20 protein-coding genes are annotated in these 24,117 nt (G+C 40.9%); 18 read left to right on the top strand and 2 right to left on the bottom strand.

Features of this window, described 5'->3' with window-relative positions:
• The 17 genes from OU989_RS07830 to OU989_RS07910 all read left to right on the top strand — a co-directional run bounded on the left by OU989_RS07830 (position 1) and on the right by OU989_RS07910 (position 20,403).
• Positions 1–753 (top strand): IclR family transcriptional regulator, encoded by a 753-nt coding sequence (locus tag OU989_RS07830; protein WP_274796570.1) that lies wholly within the window; start codon positions 1–3, stop codon positions 751–753.
• A 22-nt stretch (positions 754–775) separates the two neighbouring features.
• Positions 776–2,350 (top strand): OPT/YSL family transporter, encoded by a 1,575-nt coding sequence (locus tag OU989_RS07835; RefSeq protein ID WP_274796571.1) that lies wholly within the window; start codon positions 776–778, stop codon positions 2,348–2,350.
• A 16-nt stretch (positions 2,351–2,366) separates the two neighbouring features.
• Positions 2,367–3,410, top strand: a complete 1,044-nt coding sequence (locus OU989_RS07840; RefSeq protein WP_274796572.1) for an S-methyl thiohydantoin desulfurase domain-containing protein — start codon at positions 2,367–2,369, stop codon at positions 3,408–3,410.
• 681 nt (positions 3,411–4,091) lie between these two features.
• Positions 4,092–4,706 (top strand): HD domain-containing protein, encoded by a 615-nt coding sequence (locus OU989_RS07845; protein ID WP_274797294.1) that lies wholly within the window; start codon positions 4,092–4,094, stop codon positions 4,704–4,706.
• A 925-nt stretch (positions 4,707–5,631) separates the two neighbouring features.
• On the top strand, positions 5,632–7,518 hold the full coding sequence (locus OU989_RS07850; protein ID WP_274796573.1) for an ABC-F family ATP-binding cassette domain-containing protein: 1,887 nt from the start codon (positions 5,632–5,634) through the stop codon (positions 7,516–7,518).
• 12 nt (positions 7,519–7,530) lie between these two features.
• Positions 7,531–8,658, top strand: a complete 1,128-nt coding sequence (locus OU989_RS07855) for a conserved virulence factor C family protein (protein WP_274796574.1) — start codon at positions 7,531–7,533, stop codon at positions 8,656–8,658.
• A 166-nt stretch (positions 8,659–8,824) separates the two neighbouring features.
• A complete protein-coding gene (locus tag OU989_RS07860) occupies positions 8,825–9,259 on the top strand; it encodes a hypothetical protein (RefSeq protein ID WP_274796575.1) in 435 nt (144 codons plus the stop codon).
• A 241-nt stretch (positions 9,260–9,500) separates the two neighbouring features.
• Positions 9,501–10,733 carry a M20 family metallopeptidase gene (locus tag OU989_RS07865; protein ID WP_274796576.1) on the top strand — a complete coding sequence of 411 codons (1,233 nt, stop codon included), beginning with the start codon at positions 9,501–9,503 and terminating at the stop codon, positions 10,731–10,733.
• Positions 10,730–11,818: a tartrate dehydrogenase gene (locus OU989_RS07870; protein WP_274796577.1), complete on the top strand. Its 1,089-nt coding sequence runs from the start codon at positions 10,730–10,732 to the stop codon at positions 11,816–11,818. Before OU989_RS07865 ends, OU989_RS07870 begins: the two co-directional genes overlap by 4 nt.
• 1 nt (position 11,819) lies before the next feature.
• Entirely contained in the window at positions 11,820–12,566 is a 747-nt protein-coding gene (locus tag OU989_RS07875; RefSeq protein ID WP_274796578.1) for an SDR family NAD(P)-dependent oxidoreductase, read from the top strand.
• Positions 12,567–12,576: 10 nt separating this feature from the next.
• Complete coding sequence (locus OU989_RS07880) at positions 12,577–14,025, top strand: aldehyde dehydrogenase family protein (protein ID WP_274796579.1); 1,449 nt, start codon at positions 12,577–12,579, stop codon at positions 14,023–14,025.
• Positions 14,026–14,040: 15 nt separating this feature from the next.
• Positions 14,041–15,075: an ABC transporter ATP-binding protein gene (locus OU989_RS07885; RefSeq protein ID WP_274796580.1), complete on the top strand. Its 1,035-nt coding sequence runs from the start codon at positions 14,041–14,043 to the stop codon at positions 15,073–15,075.
• Positions 15,044–16,021 (top strand): ABC transporter ATP-binding protein, encoded by a 978-nt coding sequence (locus OU989_RS07890; protein ID WP_274796581.1) that lies wholly within the window; start codon positions 15,044–15,046, stop codon positions 16,019–16,021. Before OU989_RS07885 ends, OU989_RS07890 begins: the two co-directional genes overlap by 32 nt.
• A gap of 38 nt (positions 16,022–16,059) precedes the next feature.
• A complete protein-coding gene (locus OU989_RS07895; protein WP_274796582.1) occupies positions 16,060–17,031 on the top strand; it encodes a P1 family peptidase in 972 nt (323 codons plus the stop codon).
• Positions 17,032–17,048: 17 nt separating this feature from the next.
• On the top strand, positions 17,049–18,605 hold the full coding sequence (locus tag OU989_RS07900; protein ID WP_274796583.1) for an ABC transporter substrate-binding protein: 1,557 nt from the start codon (positions 17,049–17,051) through the stop codon (positions 18,603–18,605).
• Between the two features lie 16 nt (positions 18,606–18,621).
• The gene (locus OU989_RS07905) at positions 18,622–19,563 is read left to right on the top strand and encodes an ABC transporter permease (protein WP_274796584.1); all 942 of its coding nucleotides are present in this window, start codon (positions 18,622–18,624) and stop codon (positions 19,561–19,563) included.
• Between the two features lie 12 nt (positions 19,564–19,575).
• A complete protein-coding gene (locus OU989_RS07910) occupies positions 19,576–20,403 on the top strand; it encodes an ABC transporter permease (RefSeq protein WP_274796585.1) in 828 nt (275 codons plus the stop codon).
• Here the strand turns inward: OU989_RS07910 and OU989_RS07915 are convergent.
• Positions 20,392–22,029, bottom strand: coding sequence for a PucR family transcriptional regulator (locus OU989_RS07915; protein ID WP_274796586.1), 1,638 nt, complete (start codon positions 22,027–22,029; stop codon positions 20,392–20,394). The genes OU989_RS07910 and OU989_RS07915 overlap by 12 nt on opposite strands.
• A gap of 140 nt (positions 22,030–22,169) precedes the next feature.
• On the opposite strand from OU989_RS07915, the gene OU989_RS07920 reads away from it, so the two are divergent.
• The gene (locus tag OU989_RS07920; RefSeq protein ID WP_274796587.1) at positions 22,170–23,525 is read left to right on the top strand and encodes an aspartate aminotransferase family protein; all 1,356 of its coding nucleotides are present in this window, start codon (positions 22,170–22,172) and stop codon (positions 23,523–23,525) included.
• A gap of 42 nt (positions 23,526–23,567) precedes the next feature.
• On the opposite strand, the gene OU989_RS07925 is transcribed toward OU989_RS07920, so the two are convergent.
• A complete protein-coding gene (locus tag OU989_RS07925; protein ID WP_274796588.1) occupies positions 23,568–24,020 on the bottom strand; it encodes a MarR family winged helix-turn-helix transcriptional regulator in 453 nt (150 codons plus the stop codon).
• Positions 24,021–24,117: the final 97 nt, after the last annotated feature.

A 24,117-nucleotide genomic window follows, 5' to 3' on the forward strand; every position in this document is an offset into this window, starting at 1 on the left:
ATGACTGTCAAGACATTAAAAAACTCATTGGATATACTAGAGTGTTTTGCCACGACAGAAAACGCATTAGGTGTTCGTGAAATTTCACGCATGATGAACTTGCCGACAAGTGTCGTGCAAAGAACCATTAATACATTTACAGAAGCGGGTTATTTAATACAGGATGACAACACAAGAAAATATAAATTAGGTTACAAGATGTTCCTTTTTTATGATGTGCTCTCCAATTCTAAAGACCCACACTCGACCATTTATGAATTGATGCAAAATCTTGCGAATGAAATTAATGAATCAGTATTTCTTACTTATATGGATAATGAATACGGTGTTACCACGAAAATTGCCGAGAGTAATAAAAATGTAAAGTATGCGGTGTCTTTAGGAACGAAGACACCCCTTTACATCGGTGCTTCCTGCAAAGTGATGTTTGCCTATTTAGAAGAGGACAGGCAGCTTGAATTAATCGCTTTTTTTCATAATAAACAATCGAAAGAAGAGCATCTTAAACTGCTTAAGTCATTGAAGGAAGAGCTACAGCAAATTAGACAAAACAACTGGTGTGTTACAGTTGGGGAGTATAATGAACATGCTTTTGGCATTAGCGTACCGTTATTTAACTATAAGAGGGAAATTATCGCATCTCTTACCATTTCTGGACTAGTATATGATTTAGATGATCAAAGGGAGAAATATATGCTTGAACAGTTAGTGAAAGTAGCTCATCAAATACAATCACATATTTCAAAACTATAACAGCAATAGGGGAGCTGACACTATGAATAATAAAGTATTACATCCAAGGGCTTTAGAGCCTGTAACTCTACTAATGATCGTCTTAACATCTGTCGTAGGGGCAATTATCGGGATACAGTTGATTACGACTTTAGGGATTTCTGCTAATACATCAATCGTCGGGGCAATATTTGCGATGATTCTAGGAAGAATTCCAATCGGCAAGCTCATTGAATTTAAATCTGTGCATAGACAAAATATTATTCAAACGGCCATTTCAGCAGCAACGTTCAGTGCTGCAAGTAGTTTAATGTTGCCAATTGGTATTCCATATGTATTAGGCTATGAAAACTTAGTATTACCATTGTTTATCGGTGTTATTTTAGCGATGTTTGTTGATGCTTTATTATTGTATAAATTTTTTGATACAAAGATTTTCCCAGCAGCAGGTACTTGGCCACCAGGGATTGCGACTGCTGAAGCCATTAAAGCGGGCGATAAAGGCGGTAAAAATGCCAAGGTATTAATCGGTGGTGTGTTAATAGGTATTGTGGGGTCTGTTCTTAAAATTCCAATGTCAGCTTTTGGGGTAGCGTTCATAGGAAATATTTGGGCACTAACGATGTTTGGGATTGGGCTTCTTCTAAGAGGATATTCTGTTCAATTGTTTAATGTCGATTTAAATGCATACTATATTCCGCATGGCGTGATGATTGGTGCCGGTATTGTGGCACTTTTCCAAGTCGCTTTTGCCTTATTAAATAAAAAGTCGGCTAAAAAGTCAGAAGAGTTGAGCTATTCAAAAGATGCCAAAGAAATTCGCCAAGCCTTTGGTGTAGGGTTTATTGCTTATTTAGCCATTGCCTTATTAATTGCCATTTTAGGTGGTATTATCACGCATATGTCTTTCGGTATGTTAATAGGATTCATCGTCTTTGCAACAATTGCTGCATTTGTTCATGAGCTAATTGTTGGTATTGCGGCGATGCACGCAGGTTGGTTCCCAGCATTTGCTGTCGCATTTATTACGCTGATTGTTGGTATTTTAATCGGTTTCCCAGCACCAGCACTTGCCTTATTAGCAGGTTATAGTGCAGCTACAGGGGTAGCGTTTGCAGATATGGGCTATGACTTAAAAACTGGATTTATTTTACGTGGTAATGGTAGTGATGCTGCGTTAGAAAAAGAAGGCCGTAAGCAACAATTAATAGCAGGAATGTTAGCCTTTGCGATTTCGGCTGTTGTCGTTTTACTATCTTATAAATCTTATTTTGCACAAGATTTAGTAGCACCTGTAAACCATGTGTATGCAGCTACAATCCAATCAGGTGTAACAGGAGATGTAGCAAAACAATTAATGATTTGGGCTATTCCAGGTGCATTGATTCAGCTAATTGGTGGTTCAAAACGTCAAATGGGTATTTTATTTGCAACAGGTTTATTACTTGTTAATCCGATCGCTGGTTGGGCTGTTTTAGTCGGTATCTTACTTCGTGTTATTTTCACATATGTAACGAAAGGTAAGAGAGAATCTGAAATGACGGTCTTTGCAGCAGGTGTTATTGCTGGAGATGCGTTATATAGCTTCTTCTCTTCTATTCTAAAAATAGGAAAATAGAAAGGGGTATGAATGAATGGTAAAAGTATTATCGTATGAGGATGGGATTGCAGCCGTTTATGGAGGGGCAATTCTTGGCGGCGGCGGAGGTGGTCTTCTAGAGGAAGGACTCAAGCTAGTGGAGGAAATCTTTGCTGCGGGAGAACCTCAATTAGTCGATATCACAGAATTGGATCAAGAAGACTTAGTGGCATGCGTTGCCTTGGTAGGTGCACCATCAGCAGTTGATCAATATATTTCTGGTGAGCAGCTTTGTTGGAGCTATCGTCAGATGAATAAGCATTACGAGCAGCGTCTAAAAGGCATCATTACGAATGAAAATGGTGCCAGTACGACGATCAATGGCTGGCTACAGTCAGTACTATTAAATGTACCAGTCGTTGACGCTCCTTGTAATGGACGAGCACATCCAACGGGGATCATGGGCTCTTTAAATCTCCATGAGCAACAAGATTATCAATCCGTGCAATTTTATGCAGGGGGAAAAGATGATTTTGCCGTGCAAGGGTTTGTCGAAGGGAATTTACAAAACACAGCCAAAACAGCTCGACAAGCATCCATTTTAGCAGGTGGGCTAGTGGGGGTTACTCGAAATCCTGTGACGATTGACTATTTACAGAAGCATGGTGCCCCTAATGCAATCACGATGGCTATTGAGCTTGGCTATCGATTCTTAAAGGGACAAACATTTGAAGAGAAATTAGCCAATGTTGTAAAGCATTTGAATGGTACACACATTGTATCGGGGAAAGTTACGAATTATTCTTTAACGAAGGAAAATGGCTTTGATGTTGGAAAATTATCCGTTGGCGATTATCATCTTACTTTCTGGAATGAATATATGACATTATCGAAAGAAGGACAATTACAATCGAAATTCCCGGATTTAATTATGACATTTGATATAGAGAAAATGACTCCTGTACCAAGTGCAAGCATTCAGGAAGGGATGCATGTAGCCGTGATCCATGTAGACCAATCACTTTTGACATTAAGTTCGACGATGCAAAATGAAGCACTTTTGCAGGAAATTGATGAAGTTATTAAAAACGTGTTATAAGTAAATAAAACAGTAAAAGCTGCCATCATCTACTTGAATGTAAGATGGGCAGCTTTTATTTGTCCTTCAGCGGGAGGGTAATACATTTTATCACAATCGTACCTACTTCCTTTATCACACTTAATACATTGGCTTACATGATTTTTCTTCTGATTGCACGACTCATCGAACGTGGTATTCACAAGCTGGAGACAATAATAGTGTATGATTTTCATTAAAGGGAGGAGCTACGTTCATACATAGTAGAAGAAGGTAACAACCAGTAATGAAAAACAATGACACAAATGCAACATCAAGTGAAAGCCTTTAGGTCATGCAACAAACTAACTTGTTGTTCACATTTTCGGCATGTACATAGGGCTATGCGGGTTAAACAAAGAATTTCTAAGGGAAAGTGTTCACTTTTATTTGTTTAGATGATTGGTTTTCAATACGTACGTCATCTTCTAAACAGGTTATTCAATTGTAAGCCCGCTGAAGTTAATGCTAAATCTGTCCTACACATAGCTGTTGTACATTACTGAAAAATATGAGGTACAGAACAAATGGATTGTTCTGTATGTTTATCATACAATATTCAGAAAAGTTAGTCAATTGAAACGTTATCAATTTTTAATTTCTAGATTACCTTTTGCAGGAATAAATACAGTATAATTTTGTAGGAAAGGAATGAGATTAACGATGAATAATTTATTGGATAAGGTTCGAGACGTATATGCACAATTTGATGCTAGTCATGATTTTCAGCATATTGAACGCGTCTATCAAAATGCGCTAGCTATCCTACAAAGTGAGCCAACAGCAGATGCTGAGGTGGTTAAAATAGCGGTGCTTTTACATGATGTCAGCGACAAAAAATATACTGATAGCAAGGAACAGGAAGAACAACTGATTGCAGAACTACCACTGAGTGAAGATAAAAAGCAACATATCCGAGACTGTATTGCTCAAGTATCGTTTAATGGAGGAAATGAGCTAGAAGCAACATCATTGGAAGCGAAAATCGTACGTGATGCAGATCGTTTAGATGCGATTGGTGCCATTGGCATTGCCCGAACATTTGCTTATGGTGGAGCTAAAGGTCGAAAGCTTTATGATAAAGAAGAGGAAGCACGGGCAAACATGTCAGAATCAGAATACCGTCAAAAAAATACCTCATCTGTTACTCATTTTTATGAGAAATTATTACTGCTAAAAGATTTAATGGTGACAGAGAAGGGCAAAAAAATGGCACTGGAACGTCATCAATTTATGGAGAGCTTTTTACAGCAATTACAGCACGAAATCGGTCAATAGGACAACACAAAAAGAACCGCCTTTCATTGGAATGGCGGTTTTTGTGCTTCATTGGGTATTTCTTTCGTAGCACCAAGATTGTGAGAAGTACGTTCAGTATAATAAAATAAAGGACGCCTATCGCAAGTAGAATATTCCTTTTCATATGGATTGCCTCAACAATGTCTTTAGCAAATTGCATTAAGAATTTCCACAAGCCAATGATAGAAGATTGAGCAAAGTAAATATAATATTACATGTTAGTATTCGATAATGAACGATATTTTTAAAATGAACATAAGGTTGGCTATATATAATATGAAATTAATGACGTCTGCTAACTCCATAAAAAAATCACCCTTTATATCGTTACTATTTTATTCGAAATTTTTTGATGAAATCGGCTGTGCATATTGGGCGATTTCTTGCTCTGTAAATCGTATCGAATCATCTGAACTCTCTTCTATAAAACTATATTCAATAGTAGCTTTTAGTAGTAGCATTTTTCTGAATAATGTAAAAATGTTGTTGAACTCTTCTTCTACATGGCTATTTGTTTGTGTTAAGCTATGGTCCTTAAAATAAATTAAGAGAAATATATTCGTGCATTCGCCCTTATGGTTCGTTTCTCTACAATTGAACCATTTATCACTATGAGGAAGAATCAAAAATAAAACGGTTATTTTCCACTTTTCTTTTTCAGATTCCCATTTTTTATTTTAATCCACGGGGCCCCATAAAATCGGAAGCGCGGCATATAGAATAACAGATTATCTAGCTCTGATAGCATTTGCGAATGTATTATTGAACAACAAGCTGTGATAGTTTGTTGTTCTTTGTTTACATGTCAATTGGTGTTATGATGAATAATGGATATCAATAATCGTCTACATACAAATCGTGTGGGCATGAACAATACCTAACATGAAAGAGATGGAATAGTGGAATGAGTCATTTAATCGTACAAAATTTAACAAAAACAGTGGGCGATAAAACGCTTTTTCAAGATATTGAATTTACCATTTATGAAGGAGAGCGAGCAGGTTTAATCGGTATTAATGGAACAGGGAAGTCGACGCTGCTATCTATTTTAGCTGGAGACGTTGAAGCAGACTCGATGACTGTGGACCGTCCGAATAAGTACCGTATCGCCTATTTACCACAGGAGCCGACATTTGAAGCTGGTGAAACAGTTTTACAGGCTGTCTTTGCTGGCGATTCACCTATTTTACAGCTGAATCGTCAGTATGAGGAAACCGTTGCTGCTTTAGCAGTTAATCCAACATCTGATAGTTTACAAAAAACGTTGTTTAGCTTACAACAGCGTATGGATGAAGAGCAGGCATGGGATGTCAATGCGTTAGCAAAGACATCATTAACAAAGCTAGGTATTGAAACATTTGAGAAAGAGGTTCTAACACTTTCAGGAGGTCAGCAGAAACGTGTCGCTTTAGCCAAAGTGTTAATTGAACCAGCAGATCTTTACCTACTAGACGAGCCTACCAACCATTTAGATGTGCAATCAACAGAGTGGCTTCAGGAAATGGTGCTACGACTAAAGGGTGCCGTAATTTTCATCACCCATGATCGTTACTTCTTAGATGAATTATCGACACATATTTACGAGCTAGCAGATCAAACGCTATATCGACATACAGGGAATTATGGCGATTATTTAGAGGCGCGTGCCATTCGTGAGGAAATGAAAGCAGCCTCTGCTCAAAAGGACCGCAACCGTTATCGTTCAGAGTTAAAATGGATTCGTCGCGGTGCGAAGGCGCGCTCAACTAAGCAGAAGGCTCGTATTCAACGCTTTGAAAAGCTAGAGGAAAACTTAGAGCGAAAATCAGAGGACGTTTCTTTAGAAATGGGACTGGCTACAACACGTCTTGGTCGTAAAGTTCTGGAGGCCGAAAATATTTCGAAAGCCTTTGGACAGCAAAAAATTCTAGAAAACTTCTCATTTTTACTACAGCAGGGTGATCGCATAGGTATTATCGGTGCAAATGGTGTAGGAAAATCAACTTTATTGAACATGCTAGCAGGGGAGCTGACACCCGATCAAGGTGAAATTCTTGTTGGCTCAACAGTAAAGCTAGCGCATTTCAAGCAAACATTGCCGAAAATGAATGAAAATGAGCGTATGATTGAATATATACGTGAGGCTTCTAATGATATTACAGATGCAGAAGGCGTACGCTACTCGGCGGCTCAAATGCTTGAACGCTTTTTATTCCCATTGCATGCGCATGGTACACCGATTGGGAAATTATCAGGCGGTGAGCGCAAGCGTCTCCATTTATTACGTTTATTAATGGAGCAGCCAAACGTCTTATTATTGGACGAACCAACGAATGATTTAGATATTGAAACATTAGGTGTGCTAGAGGATTTCATTGAGCATTTCCCTGGTGTTGTAATTACGATTTCCCATGATCGTTTCTTCTTAGACCGAATTGCTAAAAAGCTTTGGATTTTGGATGGACAGGGGCAAGTAGAGGAATCACTTGATCTTTACAGTGAGTACTTGGAGAAGCGAGAGCAAGCAGCGACTGCTAAAGTAGAGACACCAAAAGTTGAAAAGGCAAAGACTGAAAAGCCCAAATCAGATAAGAAGAAGCTATCGTTTAAAGAGCAAAAAGAATGGGAAACGATTGCAGATGATATTGAAAAAACAGAAACAGCCATCATGGAGACGGAAGAAGGAATTGCTCAAGCTGGTTCAGACTTCACGAAACTACAGGAATTAACGGCTAAGCTTGATGAGCTAAATGCACACTACGAGCACCTGATTGAAAGATGGTCTTATTTAGATGAAATTGTTAACGGATAAGGAGCGATAGACATGAAGATTATTACAATTGAACCGACACCAAGTCCCAATTCTATGAAGATTGTTGTTGATACAGAGCTACCGTTCGGGAAAAGCTATAATTTTACAAAAGATAATAAGGATGAGGCAACTGGCGAAGCTGCAGCCATTTTAGCTATTGAAGGAGTAAAGGGCGTTTACCATGTAGCGGATTTCTTTGCGGTGGAGCGCAATGCTAAGTATGCATGGGAAGGCATTCTAGCAAGCATTCGTCAAGTGCTAGGAGAAGATGTACAAACACAGAATGAAACGGTTGTGGCCAATGAGTTTTACGGTGAGGTTTACGTGCATGTACAGTTTTACAAGCAGGTACCACTGCAAGTAAAAGTGTTTGATAATCAACGTGAACATCGTGTAAGCTGTGGTGACCGTTTTGTAGAGGCCTTTAATCAAATCATTGAATCAGCAGTAGACGAGAACTATATCTTCCAACGCAAGTGGATTGATTATGGGGTGCGGTACGGCGAGCTTGAGGAAATTGCTGAAGCAGTCAAACAGGAGATTGATGTCACGTATTCTCCAGAACGCTTAGCAGAAATTGTAGCTGCCATCAATAATGATGACGAAAAAGCTATTGTAAAAACAGACAAGCTAAAAATAACAGTGGAGCAGTTCAATCAACCAGAATGGGAGAAACGCTTCCAATTGCTTGACCAAATGGCCGATCCAGAGCTAGATGATCTACCATTACTTGATTTAGCCTTACGAGATGAACAAATGTCCATTCGTCGACTTGCTACTGTGTACTTAGGCATGATTGAGGATGTGGCTGTTGTTCCTTATTTAGAAAGAGCCCTTCAAGATAAAAGTGCAGCCGTGCGCCGAACTGCAGGTGACTGCATGAGTGACCTTGGCTTTGTTGAATTTGAAGGAGCCATGCAACAAGCCTTACAAGATAAAAACAAACTGGTTCGCTGGCGTGCAGCAATGTACTTATATGAGGTCGGCACGGAGCAATCTTTACCAGCATTACAAGCTGCCGAAAACGATAAAGAATTCGAAGTAAAATTACAAGTCAAAATGGCCATCGCCCGTATCGAACAAGGCGAGGAAGCAAAAGGCTCGGTCTGGAAGCAAATGACCGAATCCCGTCAACAATAAAAAGGAAAAACCAGCTGATGCTGGTTTTTTTCATTGTATGGGGTGGGCTTCGCTCTGGGGATGATAGTTGTTGCTCATAAGTGTTGATAAACGGCTTAATATGTGAGACTTCGCTCGTAAATGGTATGATTCCGCTCATCTGTGTGAGGAAACGCTCAAGGGAGGAGTGAAAACGCTCGAAAATGTGAGAGATCCGCTCAAAGGAGGTGTGAATCCGCTCCTAAAGTTGAAGAAATCGCTCAAAGAAAGGATGACTCCGCTCATAAGTGTGAGGAAACCGCTCAAAGGAGGGGAGAACCCGCTCATAAGTGTGAGAAAACCGCTCAAAGGAGGGGAGAACCCGCTCGAAAATGAGAGAGATCCGCTCAAAGAAGGTGCCACCCCGCTCATAAGTGTGAGAAAACCGCTCAAAGGAAGGATGAACCCGCTCAAAGGAGGGGAGAACCCGCTCATAAGTGTGAGGAAACCGCTCAAAGGAGGGGAGAACCCGCTCGAAAATGTGAGAAAACCGCTCAAAGAAGGTGCCACCCCACTCATAAAGTTGAGGAAACCGCTCAAAGGAAGAAACCCGCTCAAAGTCAACCTCCAATCGGTGGGATAATCCACTTATTGGTAATATCAATCCCCTAATATCAATTCATGTTCAGGGTAGCTGATAATATGCGAGAAAACTGTAAAATGCGTTTAAAACAGCGGAAAATGTAGTTTTTTAGCGTTTTTTTGCTAAACAAAAAGTTAAGGTCATTCTATGATTCGTTAACATATTGTCTAGTTTCATAGAGAAGGGACAATGTTAAAATAACATAAATTCAGAATATTCCCTAAAATAGGAGGTCCTTTGCATGACAGTAACTAGTTTAAAGACAACGACATCGTATGTGCGCGATCGTGAGGCAGTTATAGCTTTAACACAGAAGCTCGTACGAATTGAAAGCGTTTACCGTGAGAATGATCCGAACGGTAATGAACAAGAGGTTGCGAATTTTGTTGCGGCATATTTACGAGATATTGGTATTGAAACGCATATCGAGGAGGTTGTGCCTGGGCGACCAAATGTTATTGGGATTATTGATTCGGGGAAGCCGGGGAAAACATTGCTTTTTGAGGGGCATACAGATGTAGTTACGGAAGGTAATCGAGAAGCATGGGCCTATGATCCATTCGGGGCAGAGATTGTGGATGGGCGCATGTATGGTAGAGGGACGAATGATACAAAGGGAAATCTTGCTTGTATGATTACAGCTTGTCAGTCATTGTTACTGGATCAGGAGGAGTTTACGGGCAAGATTATTTTATGTATTCCTTGTGATGAAGAAGGGTTGATGCTGGGCATTAAACATTTTATTAAAAATGGCTGGGCTGATGGTGTGGATGGAGCGATTATCTGTGAGCCCCAGGAAAATAATGTCTGTATTGCACAGCGTGGGGCTATTCGTTTACAGGTAGATATTTTCGGTAAAATGGCGCATGGAGCAATTTCGTGGAGCGGCATAAATCCGAACTGGCGGATGGCACGTTTGATCGTAGAGCTTGAAAAACTGGAAAAAGAAGAGCAAGCGAGGTTAGGGCGTGATCCAATGTTGAATTGGCCGTCGATTACGCCAACGATTTTACGTGCGCCTGTAAAGGGGGATGCACAGATCAATGTTATTCCGGATCATTGTATGACGACACTTGATATTCGTACGGTTCCAGCGCAAGACCATAATGAACTGCTTGGCAAAATTGAAGCGATCATTAAACGTTTACAAGCGGATGATCCTGATTTTAAAGTCGAGCTAACGGTCCTTGATAATCGACCAGCAACGGCAACAGCAAAGGAAGATCCTGTTGTACAGGCTATTTATGAGGCAGTGGCAGAGGTGACAGAGAAGGAGCCAAAATACAATGGTGTTCCTGGAGCAACAGATGGTACGTTTCTTCATGTGCATGGAATTCCGATTGTGACAGTTGGCGCAGGAGATCGTGAAATTCCACATCAAATCAATGAATATGTAGATATTGAAGAATTGGCAGAAACAACTGCTATTTATCGTTTAGCAGCATTAAAATTTTTGGCTGGTGATGCACAATGACAGTGATCAAAATAGCGGTAATACCTGGAGATGGCATAGGGAAAGAAGTAATGCAGGAAGCGTTAAAAGTGTTAAATTGCTTGCAAGAACAAGATAGCTCTTTACAAATTGAAACAACGATCTTTCCTTGGAGCTCTGATTACTACGTGCAGCATGGCTGTATGATGCCTGATCATGCACTTGAAACACTTCAAGCGTATGATGCGATTTTATTTGGTGCAATTGGCGATGCCCGAGTGCCTGATGATGTAACGGTGTGGGAATTGATTATGCCGATTCGGAAACAGTTCCAGCAATATGTGAATTTCCGTCCTATTAAATCACTGCCTGGGATTACGTCCCCTTTGGCTCGTGGCAATGACATAGATTTTGTCATCTTCCGTGAAAATGCAGAGGGCGAGTATTCAGATAGTGGTGGGCGATTGTATCAACAGCAGCCACAGGAAATGACCATTCAAAATACGATTATGACGCGCATTGGCATCGAAAAAATTGTCCAAGCTGCCTGTGATTATGCGAAGCAACACGGGAAAACCAAACTAACAAGTGCCACGAAATCGAATGCGATTATTCATTCCATGAAATTTTGGGATGAGCATACAAGAAAAACGGTGGCAGAAAGCGCTCCAGCACTACAGCTCGAATCCATTTATATCGATGCATTAGTTGCTTGTTTTGTCGAACGACCACAGGACTTTGAGGTGGTTGTAGCATCCAATTTATTCGGTGATATTTTATCTGATTTAGGCTCTGCGATTGTTGGAGGTCTTGGTTTATCTCCGTCGGCCAATCTGAATCCCGAGAAGGATTTTCCTTCCATGTTTGAGCCTGTACATGGTTCGGCACCTGATATTGCTGGAAAGGGCATTGCTAATCCAATCGCTCAAATTTGGTCGCTTGCCTTACTTCTTGGGCATCAAGGGAGAACGGATTTAGAGCAGCTTATAGTCAATGCTATTACAACGGTACTACAACAGGGTCTTGTGAAAACAGCAGATATTGGTGGACAAGCGACAACTGAACAAATGGGCGACGCTATTTGTCAGGAAATCATAAATAGGACGATAACAGCTGGAGGTGTTTAGGATGACAGTTGAGCAACAGGTCATTGTTGTAACAGGCGCAGGTGGCGGTATGGGAAAAGCCATTATTGAAGAACAGCTAAAGCAAGGCAATATTGTGGTAGCGCTCGATTTATCAGTAGAGCCTCTAAAAGAAATTGCACATGATTCTTTGCAATGCTTTGAAGTCAATGTTTTGCATGAGGAGCGTGTTCATGCAATCTGCCAGCAGGTTTTTGATAACTATGGTAGGATTGATGGCCTTGTCAATGCGCTCGGGGTTGCACAATCAGCCACACCAATTGAACAGGTAACGATGGATGAGTGGAATCGTTTAATGGATGTCAACGTGAAAAGCTTATTTATCACGACAAAAGCTATTGTCCCTTTTATGAAACAGCAGCAAAAGGGTTCCATTATTACGATTGCCTCTATTTCTGCAGTACGTCCGAGACCGGGCCTCCAGGCTTATATTGCGTCAAAGGGCGCAGCGGAAAGCTTTACGAGAGGGCTTGCTATTGAACTAGCATCAAGTCAAATTCGTGTTAATACGATTCATCCAGGACCAGCTGACACACAAATGCTTGGTCAATTTGCTGCACAGGGAGCAGATATAGAGCAAACAAAGCAAAGTGTATTTGTACAATCTGTCCCACTAGGTCGATTAGTGAAGCCTTCTGATATTGCAGGAGCTGTTAGTTATTTACTATCAGATGCAGCAAACATGGTTACAGGGACGACATTACATGTAGATGGTGGTCGTGGATTATAGGAGGGGTACAATGAAAAAAATTCCTATGTTAATCAATGGGGAGTGGGTTCATGGTGCGGCATTAGTGGATGTTCGAAATCCATCAACTGGAGAAGTGATTGCGCAAATTAGCAATGCTAGTAAAGCGCAGGTTGATGAAGCAGTACGTGCAGCCCGTGTAGCATTTGAAAGTGACGATTGGCGTCAATGGAAGGCGTATGAACGAGGGCAGTTATTGATTGAACTTGCCCATTATATTCGCATGCATGCAGAGGAATGGAGTTTACTAGAATGTCGCGATGTAGGAAAACCTTTATCACAGGCAAGAGCAGATATTGAAGCCGCCGCTCGCTATTTTGAATTTTACGGCGGGGCTGCAGATAAAGTGATGGGGGATACCATTCCGATTGAGGATGGACTATTAAATGCGGTAGTGCTAGAGCCAGTCGGCATTACGGTACATATTGTGCCATGGAATTATCCGATTCAAATTACAGCGAGAAGTGTTGCAGCGGCTATTGCTACAGGCAATGCCGTTATAGTGAAGAGTGCCGAGGATACACCGCTTACAACGCATGCGATCGCTGAATGGTTGGCCGATAAATTGCCTAAGGGGATTTTTCAGCATATTACCGGTCTGGGACGAGATGTTGGTCCGTATTTAACATCACATCCTGATATTAACCATATTACGTTTACGGGCTCAGTTCCTACTGGTATCGCAGTGATGAAGGCTGCTGCGGAAAATATTATTCCTGTGACATTAGAGCTTGGAGGGAAATCGCCTAATATTGTTTTTGCCGATGCGAATATAGAGCAAGCACTGGAAGGTGTTATGCGTGCCATTATTCAAAATGCAGGTCAAACTTGTTCTGCAGGGGCCCGTTTAATCATTGAAGAAACGGTCAAAGATTCATTCGTTTCGCAATTAGTGGAAAAATTCCAAGCGCTGCAAGTAGGACCTGGTGAGGCAGATTTGGATATGGGCCCACTATTAAATGAACGGCAATTTACGAAAATTACTGGATTACTACAGCAAGCAAAGGCAGATGGCTATGTCATCACGGGTGGGGAGCCATTACTAATAGAAGGCTATGACAAAGGGTACTATATACAGCCAACTATACTGGATGGTGTCGATTCAAAAGATCCATTAGCCCAGGAAGAAATTTTTGGTCCCGTGTTGACGGTTTTGACATTTTCAAGTGTGGAGGAAGCCATTGCCTTAGCCAATAGCACCGACTATGGCCTAGTGGCTGGCGTTTGGTCACAAAATATTGATACTGCTCATTTTGTGGCAAGCCGCGTGCAGGCTGGACAAGTATTTATCAATAATTACGGGGCAGCCGGTGGGATTCAAATGCCATTTGGAGGCTATAAAAAAAGTGGGATTGGTCGAGAAAAGGGCTTTGTTGCACTGCGAAACTATACGCAAATGAAAAATATCGCTATACGCTATGCACCACCTAATCAACGCTGAGATGGAGGGACGCATATGGAACAGCCAAAAGAAAAAGAAGTCCTTTTAGAGGTCAAGCAATTATCGATTAAATTCCATTTGAAAAATGGTAAAGAGGCGAAAGTTGTTGAAGATGTAAACTTTACTATTCATAAAGGCGAAACGGTTGCACTTGTAGGCGAATCAGGAAGTGGCAAAAGTATTACATCGTTAGCGATTATGCGTTTACTTCCTATACCGCCAGGTGAAATTACAGCAGGTTCCATCGCCTTAAACGGGAGGAATCTACTAGATTATAAAAATAAAGAAATGAGCCGTATTCGTGGCAATGAAATTAGTATGATTTTCCAAGAGCCAATGACCTCTTTAGATCCTGTCTTTACCATTGGAAATCAAATGATAGAAGGCATTCGCAGGCATCAAAAGGTATCCAAAAAAGAAGCGTGGAATCAAGCGTTACATTTATTAAAGGAAGTTGGGATTGCGAATGCAGAAAAGGTGATTGCAGAATACCCCCACCAATTATCAGGGGGGATGCGGCAACGTGTGATGATTGCCATCGCCATGTCCAATCATCCGCAGCTCTTGATTGCGGATGAGCCAACCACTGCACTGGATGTTACAGTGCAAGCACAAATTTTAAAGCTGATGATGAAAATGAAGGAAGAGCATCAATCAGCAATTTTATTTATTACCCATGATATGAGTGTTGTGGCTGAAACGGCTGACCGTGTCATGGTGATGTATGCAGGGCAAATTGTCGAGGAAGCCCCTGTGAGAGAGCTATTTTTAAATCCGCAGCATCCTTATACAACAGCTCTCTTAAAAACGATGCCTAGTCTTGAAACAGATGTGAAAAGGCTACCTTCGATTCCAGGTAGCGTGCCACCTGCATATGCATTACCGAATGGTTGTCGTTTTGCGCCTCGTTGTCCGCATGTAATGGCACATTGTCATCAGGAGCAACCAGCCATCCATCATATTCAGGAGGCACATAAAGTACGCTGTCATTTATTCACAGAGAAAGGAGAGCTGGCTCATGACGGAGAAAGAAGTTTTGCTGGAAATTAACCATTTAAAAGCCTACTTTCCTGTGAAGCGCAAGTCCATGAAGGAGGAAAAAAAGGTCATTAAAGCAGTGGATGATATTTCGATTGAGATTTATAGAGGAGAAACACTTGGGATTGTGGGCGAATCAGGCTCTGGAAAATCAACATTTGGGCGAACGATTTTAAAGCTTGTTGAACCAACTGGTGGAGAAGTGTTATATAAGGGACAACCGATACAGCATTTAAAGGGCAACAAGCTGCAAAGCTATCGCAATCAAATGCAAATGATTTTTCAGGATCCCTTCGCTTCCCTTAATCCTCGCAAGCGGATTGGCTCTATTATTGAAGAACCGATGAAGCTGCAATTAACGTTGACAAAGGAACAACGAAAAGAGCGTGTTAAGGAGCTATTGCAAAAGGTAGGTCTACCAGAGGATGCCATGCATAAGTTTCCGCATGAATTTTCTGGTGGTCAGCGCCAACGTATTGGTATTGCAAGGGCACTAGCCATCCATCCAGAGTTTATTATTGCGGATGAGCCTGTGTCGGCACTCGATGTATCGGTTCAGTCACAAGTACTAAACTTAATGATGGATTTACAGGATGAATTTCATTTAACCTATTTATTTATCTCCCATGATTTAAGCGTTGTGAAGCATATTAGTGACCGAGTGGCAGTGTTGTATTTAGGTAGAGTGGTGGAAATAGGCACAAAAAAAGAGCTTTATGCCAATCCATTGCATCCATACACTCAAGCATTGCTCTCTGCCATTCCTGTTGTTAATTTTGATGAGCCAAAACAGGAAATACTTTTACAAGGTGAATTACCAAGTCCAATGAATCCGCCTGTTGGCTGTGTCTTTCATACACGTTGTCCGTTTGTTATGGAAAAGTGTCATCAGGAAAGACCGATGCTTCAGCAAGAAAATGCCAATCAGCGAGTTGCCTGCTTTTTATATGATAAATAATCTGAATATTAAAACTATTTAAGGTTGAGGTGTTGGTGATGTTTGGCAATATAACTGATGTTCCTGGAATTAAGGTGGGACATAGGGAAAACAAGGAAGGAATTACTGGCTGCACGGCACTTTTAGTGGAGCACGGAGCAGTATGTGGGGTGGATGTCCGAGGCTCTGCACCAGGTACTCGTGAAACGGATGCATTAGACCCAATCAATGAGATTGACCGTGTACATGGTATTTGTTTATCTGGGGGGAGTGCTTTTGGTTTAGATGCGGCGACAGGAGTTATGCAGTTTCTAGAGGAGCAAGGGATTGGAGTAGATGCAGGTGTGGCAAAAATTCCTATTGTTCCAAGTGCTGTATTGTTCGATTTATTTATTGGAGATCCTCAAGCTCGACCAACTGCACTTATGGGCTATGAAGCAGCAAAAGCAGCACAAGTTGGATCATTTCCAAACGGCAATGTCGGCGCTGGCTATGGCGCAACGGTTGGAAAACTAGCAGGACCTGACTTTGCGATGAAGGGTGGACTTGGTAGTGCTTCCTATGCTGGTAAAGATGGTCTAGTAGCGGGTGCTATCGTAGCTGTCAATGCAGTGGGTGATATCAAGGATCCTGCTACAAGGGAAATTTTAGCAGGAGCAAGAGATGCTCAATCAGGACAGTGGCTAGACTGCTGTACCTATTTAGAGCAGCATGCTCAATCGGAGGCATTAGCTGGCACGAATACAACCATTGGCGTTGTGGCAGTGAATGCGAAGCTTACGAAAGCGGAGGCTAAAAAGATTGCCCAGCTTACACAAAATGCTTTAGCACGAACGATTTATCCTGTCCACACGATGCTCGATGGCGATACAATTTTTGTGCTCGGTACAGGAGATCAATGCTATGCGCTTGATTATTTAGGGCATTTAGCAACAAAGGTCATGGAGGAAGCCATTCTCGCTGGTATTAAAGCTGCAGAAAAATTGGCAGATGTTGAAAGCTATACGAGCATTCAAAATAGAAGCACTTAGGAAAAGGGGGAACGACCATGAAATTGAAAAACAGAGGGTTTATGCTAATAACTTTCATCATGGCATTGGTGATGAGTGCGTGTTCAAGTGATGGAGAGAAAAATGCTGCAAGCACAGGGACTTCAGATGGTCAAACGACTACAGATGTTCCACAGGAAATCGTTGTACGTGTCAATGATGATCCTGATTTTTTAGATCCACATAAAGCAACAGCGTCCATTTCCTATCAAATGATTTTGAATATTTTTGAGGGACTGATGGCACCCGAAACGGATGGCTCGCTAAAAGAAGGGCTGGCAGAGAGCTACGAAATTTCTGAGGATGGTTTAACGTATACGTTTAAAATTCGTCAAGGCGTGAAGTTTCATAATGGCGATGATGTAACGATGGAGGATATTCAATATTCCTTTGACCGTTTAATGGGGAAAAACGGAGGGGAAAAAATGTCCAATAACTTTGATAATGTAGCATCTACAGAGGCACCAGATGCCAATACATTTGTTATAAAGCTAAAAGAGCCAAATTCAAATTTCCTGTATTCATTAACAGCAAGACAGTCAGCCATTATTCCTAAAAGTAATGATGGGAAGCATAATGAAAATCCAATCGGCACAGGCCCCTTTGCCTTTGTGAAATACGCACCTGGTACCAACTTAGAGCTCAAGAAAAATGAGCACTACTGGCAGGAAGGATTGCCTTACCTAAATAAAGTTACCTTTGCCTTTCAATCGGATGATCAGGCTGCGATTATGAGCTTGATGGCCAATGAAGTAGATTTAACGAGCGTACCTTGGCACCGGGTTAGCGAGGTGGAGGCTAGCTATAATTTATCACATCAAAATAATAACTCCTCCTTAATCGTTACGTTTAATGAAACAAAGGCACCATTTGATAATGTCAAGGTACGTCAAGCAATCAACTACGCGATTAGTAAAGCCGATATCATTGATTCTGTATTTGCAGGCTATGCTGTACCACTTGGCTCTAATATGAGTCCAGCAATGGGCGATTTCCAAAAAAAGGGCTTAGAAAGTATGTATGAACGAGACGTGGAAAAAGCGAAAGCATTACTAGCAGAAGCTGGTTATCCGGATGGCTTTAAAACAAAGATTACGGTATCTTCGCATAATGATATTTACTCAAATATTGCACAAATTGTCGTGGCGAATTTACAAGAAATCGGCATTGATGTCGAAATTGAAGTAGTGGAATGGGGCATTTGGCTAGATCGCGTTTACTTTGGTCGCGATTATGAAATGACAACGATTGATTTAACAGGTCGTGCATCTGCCTACGAAATTTTGAATGATTACATTTCTACCAATGATAGCGAAAACTTCTTCTTATTTAAAAATGAGGAATACGACAAAATTATGGCTGATGTGTTAAAGGAAACAGATCAGGCAAAACAAATTGACTATTATCATCGAGCACAGGAAATTTTAGCAGAGCAAGCCACAGCAGTTTATATTGCTGATTACCAAATCGTTTGGGGTTCTGACAAACAAGTCACGGGGCTTAAGAGCTATCCATTCTGGTTCCATGATATGTCAGAGGTTAAGTTTTCAAACTAGAAAGGGATGAATGCTGATGATGTATATCCTACGTCGAATCATCCTGTTAATAACAACCATCCTTCTAGTATCCATTATTACATTTGGTGTTTTTCAAATATTACCTGGTGATCCGGTTCGAACAATGTTGGGAACTGAGGCGGATTCCACACAAATTGAAAATTTACGATTTGAGCTTGGCTTGGATCGTCCTCTTTATGAACAATATGTGGATTGGATGAAGGGCTTATTGACAGGGCAATTAGGGGATTCCATTCGATTTTCCATGCCTGTAAAAGAGTTATTATTTGATCGGCTTCCTGTCACCATGTCTTTAGCAGGGCTCACGCTCATCATTGTCTTAATCATTTCCTTACCCTTAGGCATGTTTGCTGCAAGAAGACAAAATAAATTAAGTGATGTGTCATTATCGACGGTTACACAAATTGGTATGGCCGTACCATCCTTTTGGCTAGGGATGATGCTTATTCTTTACATTGGCCTACAGTTCAGCTTCTTTAAAATTAGTGGCTATATTCCTTGGACGCAAAGTGTAACAGGGGCGCTAAGTACACTAATCCTGCCAGCTTTAACGATAGCGATCCCACAAATTGCTGTTAATTTCCGTTATGTCCGAACAGCTATTTTGGAGCAGGTCCAGCTCGATTATGTACGCACCATTCGCAGTAAAGGTATGTCTGAACAAAATGTGATGTATAAGCATGTATTGAAAAATTCAATGATACCGATTTTAACGGTTTTTGGTTTGATAATGGCAGAGGTTGTAGCGGGCACAATTATCGTGGAGCAAGTGTTTTCATTACCAGGAATCGGTCAGCTTCTTATTACGGCTATTAGTAATCGTGATTTCCCTCTTGTACAGGGAATTGTCATGTATATTACAGTAGCTGTCGTTATGATTAATTTTATCGTTGATGTTTTATATTCTGTGTTGGACCCTAGAATTCGATTACGTTAAGAGGTGGCTACAATGAAACAACTACAGCGCTATACTAAAAAAATCAATTTAGTCATTGGTCTCCTCGTGATTGTTGGCTTTCTACTCATCATGATTGTTAGCTTTTTTTATACACCCCATGATGTCAACGCGATGAATATACCAGAAAAATTGCGTGGGCCTGGTGGCGCATATATGTTTGGCACAGATGAGTTCGGGCGTGATATTTTTAGCCGCATTATGAAGGGGACACAAACAGCCTTTGCAGTGGGTCTATTAACCGTAGCAATTGGCACGGTGTTTGGCATCCTGATCGGAGGGATTGCAGGCTATGTTGGGGGCTGGATCGATGAAATTTTTATGCGGACGATGGATGCGTTAATGGCCTTTCCAGGCATTATATTAGCATTAATGCTTGTGGCAGTATTTGGTCCAGGTATTACGAATACCGCCATAGCACTTGGCATTATCGCAATACCTGCTATTGCGAGGATTGCACGAAGTGGCTTTGTGCAGCAACGGGATTCGGAATATGTGCTAGCAGCAAAATTAATTGGTGTTAAGCCTCATAGCATTATGTTCCGTCATATTTTGCCGAACATTTCGTCGCAAATTATTGTTGCAGCAACTGTGACATTTGCAACTGCGATGCTAGCTGAGGCAGCCCTAAGCTATTTAGGGCTTGGGGTACAGCCACCAAACCCTAGCTGGGGCAGAATGTTAAAAGATTCACAAGCTTATCTAATAGGTGCCCCTTGGTATACGTATGCCCCTGGAGGAGCCATTACAATTCTTGTTCTCGGTTTATATATGCTTAGTAACGCTTTACGAGATTTTATGGACCCACGTTCAAAATCGTAATAAATCAGGTGCTGTTTTTTGCAAGAGCGCATATGCCTTAACGGCCATTTCAATATTTAGGCGGTGCGGAGCTTGTAAAAAATCAGCACCTAATATACCTTCTAGCCGTTCAATTCGTTTATAAAGAGTTTGACGAACGATATACAGTTGTTCCGCCGTATCATTTTTAGCCCCATTACATGTTAAATATACTGCCAATGTTTGAAATAAATCATGGCTACTTTTCTGATCTAGCAGCAAAATCTCTTGTAAATAATCTTTCACATATTGCAGGAGGGTAGTTTGATCCTGCTGTAATAATAATCGATAAACACCTAAATCCTTATAATAGATAGAGCTTGTCAATTGATGATGCTGCATTTGTATGACCGATTTAGCCTCCTTATAGCCAAGATGAACACTCTCGATTGCTTGATAGACATGACTTATGCCACAGCTGAGGGTGAGCTGCTCAAAAAACTGTGCAGCTCGTCTAGCAGTAATCTGTGAAATTGCTTGATCGAAGGCATCCCGATTGTCTTTCATATAATCTGCGGCAATGTAAAAGGCTAAAATAATAATTTCATGCTGTCTTACCGATACGGTAGGGAAAAATCCTAGTTTTTTTAAAATAGAACGAACATACATGGCATTTTGCAATTGGATTTCCTGCCACTCTTCTTCAGGTACAACGTTAGCTACATCATGTAGATTGAACACGATGACTCGGTAAAATAAATTACGACTTTCGATAGGTAAATAGCTTTGATAGTACTGAATATCTACTGGCTGACCTTGAATTAAGGCAAGAATAAACTCATCCTCTCGGCTTTGCTGGCGCTCCTGAAGCATGCGGTTGCGCATTAAAATATGGGCAATCGACATCGTTGCGCGTTCAAGGTTTAATAGAGTGTAATCACTCGGCTTTGGCAGTCCAGAATGCATACATAAATAGCCCCATACTTGTCCAAGTCCATTGACAGGAATAATGACAAAATGATCCCCGTCAATCGATAAAAGGTGCAAGGGCTTTTGTAGTTCTAACTGCTGACAATGCTCCTCCATAACACGTAAGAATTTTTTAGCCTCGACAGGGTAGTAAAAGCTTTTAGTATCTTCCGAGACAAATAAAAAGGATGCCTCTGTATCTTGATAGAGGACTTGTAAAATTTTTAAAATACCATTCGGCATTAATGATAATTCCATAAAAGTTTTGGATAAGGTATCTAGCTGTGTAAGTGCCTGCTGGTGTTGATTAATTATGTACGTGTGTAAATCTTGCGTAATATCGATAAATCGTACAATTTCTTCAAAGATGATAATAGGGAAATGATGGGCATTCGCCATGGCAATCAATTCTGCGGGGACATGGTCAAAATAGTCTCCAATTTCAATACAAAGACCTGCAGCTTCATTGCGTATCAGATTTTGTAAGTAGGCAATTTGTGTTTCACGTTCTAATTGTAAACCGACACCAGTGGTTAAAATCAGTTCACCACCATTGATTAAAGTGTCAACATTTTTTATTTCTAAAATATGTGTCCATAGAACTTGACGATCAAGACCCTGCTGTCCTGCAATGAGCTTCGCTGATTCAAAATGCTTACGCTTGAGGACATCACGTACGAGTAGAGGATGTTTGGACATAATTTAGCACCTGCCCTTCGAATGTACAATGTCTATTTTATTATGTTAGATAAATCAGAAAATTTCAATATTAACTCGATTAATAGGGAAAATGGTGATAGATCAAAAGACATCAATGATACATGATTGGAGGTCATTATATGGAGCGAAACGATCAGTTCACACATACCTTACAACAAAAGGATCATGAAAACGTTTGGCATCACATGTCTATGCATAATGACAGGGCGCCCATAATCATTGAACAGGGAGAAGGCGCATGGATTACCGATAGTTTAGGCAATCGCTTTTTAGATGGCATGTCAGGCTTATGGGCCGTTAATGTGGGCTATGGACGTGAGCGTCTTGCCAAGGTTGCCTATGAGCAGTTGAAAAAGCTTTGCTATGCTCCTTTAACACAAAGTCATGAACCTGCCATCCGACTTGCTGAAAAAATTAATAGCTTATTAGAAGATGACTATATGATGTTTTATTCCAATAGCGGCTCTGATGCCAATGAGGTGGCATTTAAAATAATACGCCAATACCATCAACAAAATGGGGAGGGGACCCGCTATAAAATCATCGCTCGCTATCGGGGCTATCATGGTAGCTCACTTGGGGCATTAGCTGCCACAGGGCAGGCATTACGAAAATATAAGTATGAGCCGTTTACACCTGGTTTCTTGCATGTTGCCCCACCAGATCATTATCGGCGTCCAAAAGGGCAATCGGTTGAGGCCTACAATATAGCGTGTGCCCGTGAAATGGAGGAAAAGATTATTTGGGAGCAAAAAGAAACGATTGCCGCTGTCATCATGGAGCCACTGATAACAGGTGGTGGTGTTCTTATCCCACACCCTACATATGTCAAGGAAGTCGAGCGCATTTGTAGAAAACATGGCGTATTACTTATTATCGATGAAGTAATATGTGGCTTCGGGCGAACAGGGAAGCTCTTTGGTCATCAACATTTCGATATTCGACCTGATGTCATTACTATGGCAAAAGGATTAACGAGTGCCTATCTACCGTTATCCATTACAGCAGTACGCAAAGATATTTACGAAAAATTTAAAGAGATGGATGGCTATAGCCATTTTCGACATATTAATACGTTCGGAGGTAATCCAGCAGCCTGTGCAGTAGCTTTAGAAAACATTAAAATTTTGGAGGAAGAGGGCCTTGTACAACGAGCAAGAGATTTGGGTATTCAATTCCTACATGATTTGCAAGACTTATTGGAGCTACCTTTTGTTGGAGATGTTCGTGGCCTAGGCTTACTTATTGGCATCGAACTAGTGGAAGATAAACAATCCCAAACACCGGCAAAGCCAGAACTAATCGCAAAAATTATAGCTGATTGTCAAGCAAATGGGTTAATTGTTGGGAAAAATGGCGATACAGTGGAGGGCTTCAATAATATCATTACGTTAAGTCCACCACTTTGCTGTACCGATGAAGATGTTGACTTTATGGTGGCGGTATTAAAAAGAGTATTTGCAGCTAATGCATAGCAGGAGGCGATTCCCGACGTGTGGAAGCACGGGGAATCGCCTTTAGTATTGTCGTTTATGACCTTTTTTCACTTCTTCCCAATCTATTTCTACATTATGCAAAACACGCGTCAAAAGACTGTGGATGCTGTCGATTTCCTCTGACGAGAACCCTTCGAGTGCACGCGCATTAGAGTATTCACCTTCCCGTTTTAAAAAGGGATAAATGTCCAAGCTTTTTGCAGTTGGAAAGAGTAATTTATTTTTCTTATTCCCCTGCTCAATACGTTTTTCAATAAAGCCCTTTGTCTCTAATTTTTTAATAGCCCGTGAAGCAGTAGTGCGATCCACCTTCAAAAGCTCCGCGACCTTTTCCTGAATGATGCCAGGGTTTTCACAAATTCGAATCACATATAAATATTGTCCCTTCGTTAAATCTAACTCCTTAAATTCAATATTACTAATTGAATCTAATGCTCGTGCAATCGCGCCTATTTCACGTAAGATTTCCTTCATTTTTTAATCCTCCTGAGATTTTTGTTGTATTTGCAATAAAAATCGTTCTATACTAATAGTATCATCTTCAACGTGAAATTGCATCTAAGGAAGATGG

The sequence above is a fragment of the Lysinibacillus irui genome, from assembly GCF_028877475.1.
Classification (GTDB): domain Bacteria; phylum Bacillota; class Bacilli; order Bacillales_A; family Planococcaceae; genus Lysinibacillus; species Lysinibacillus irui.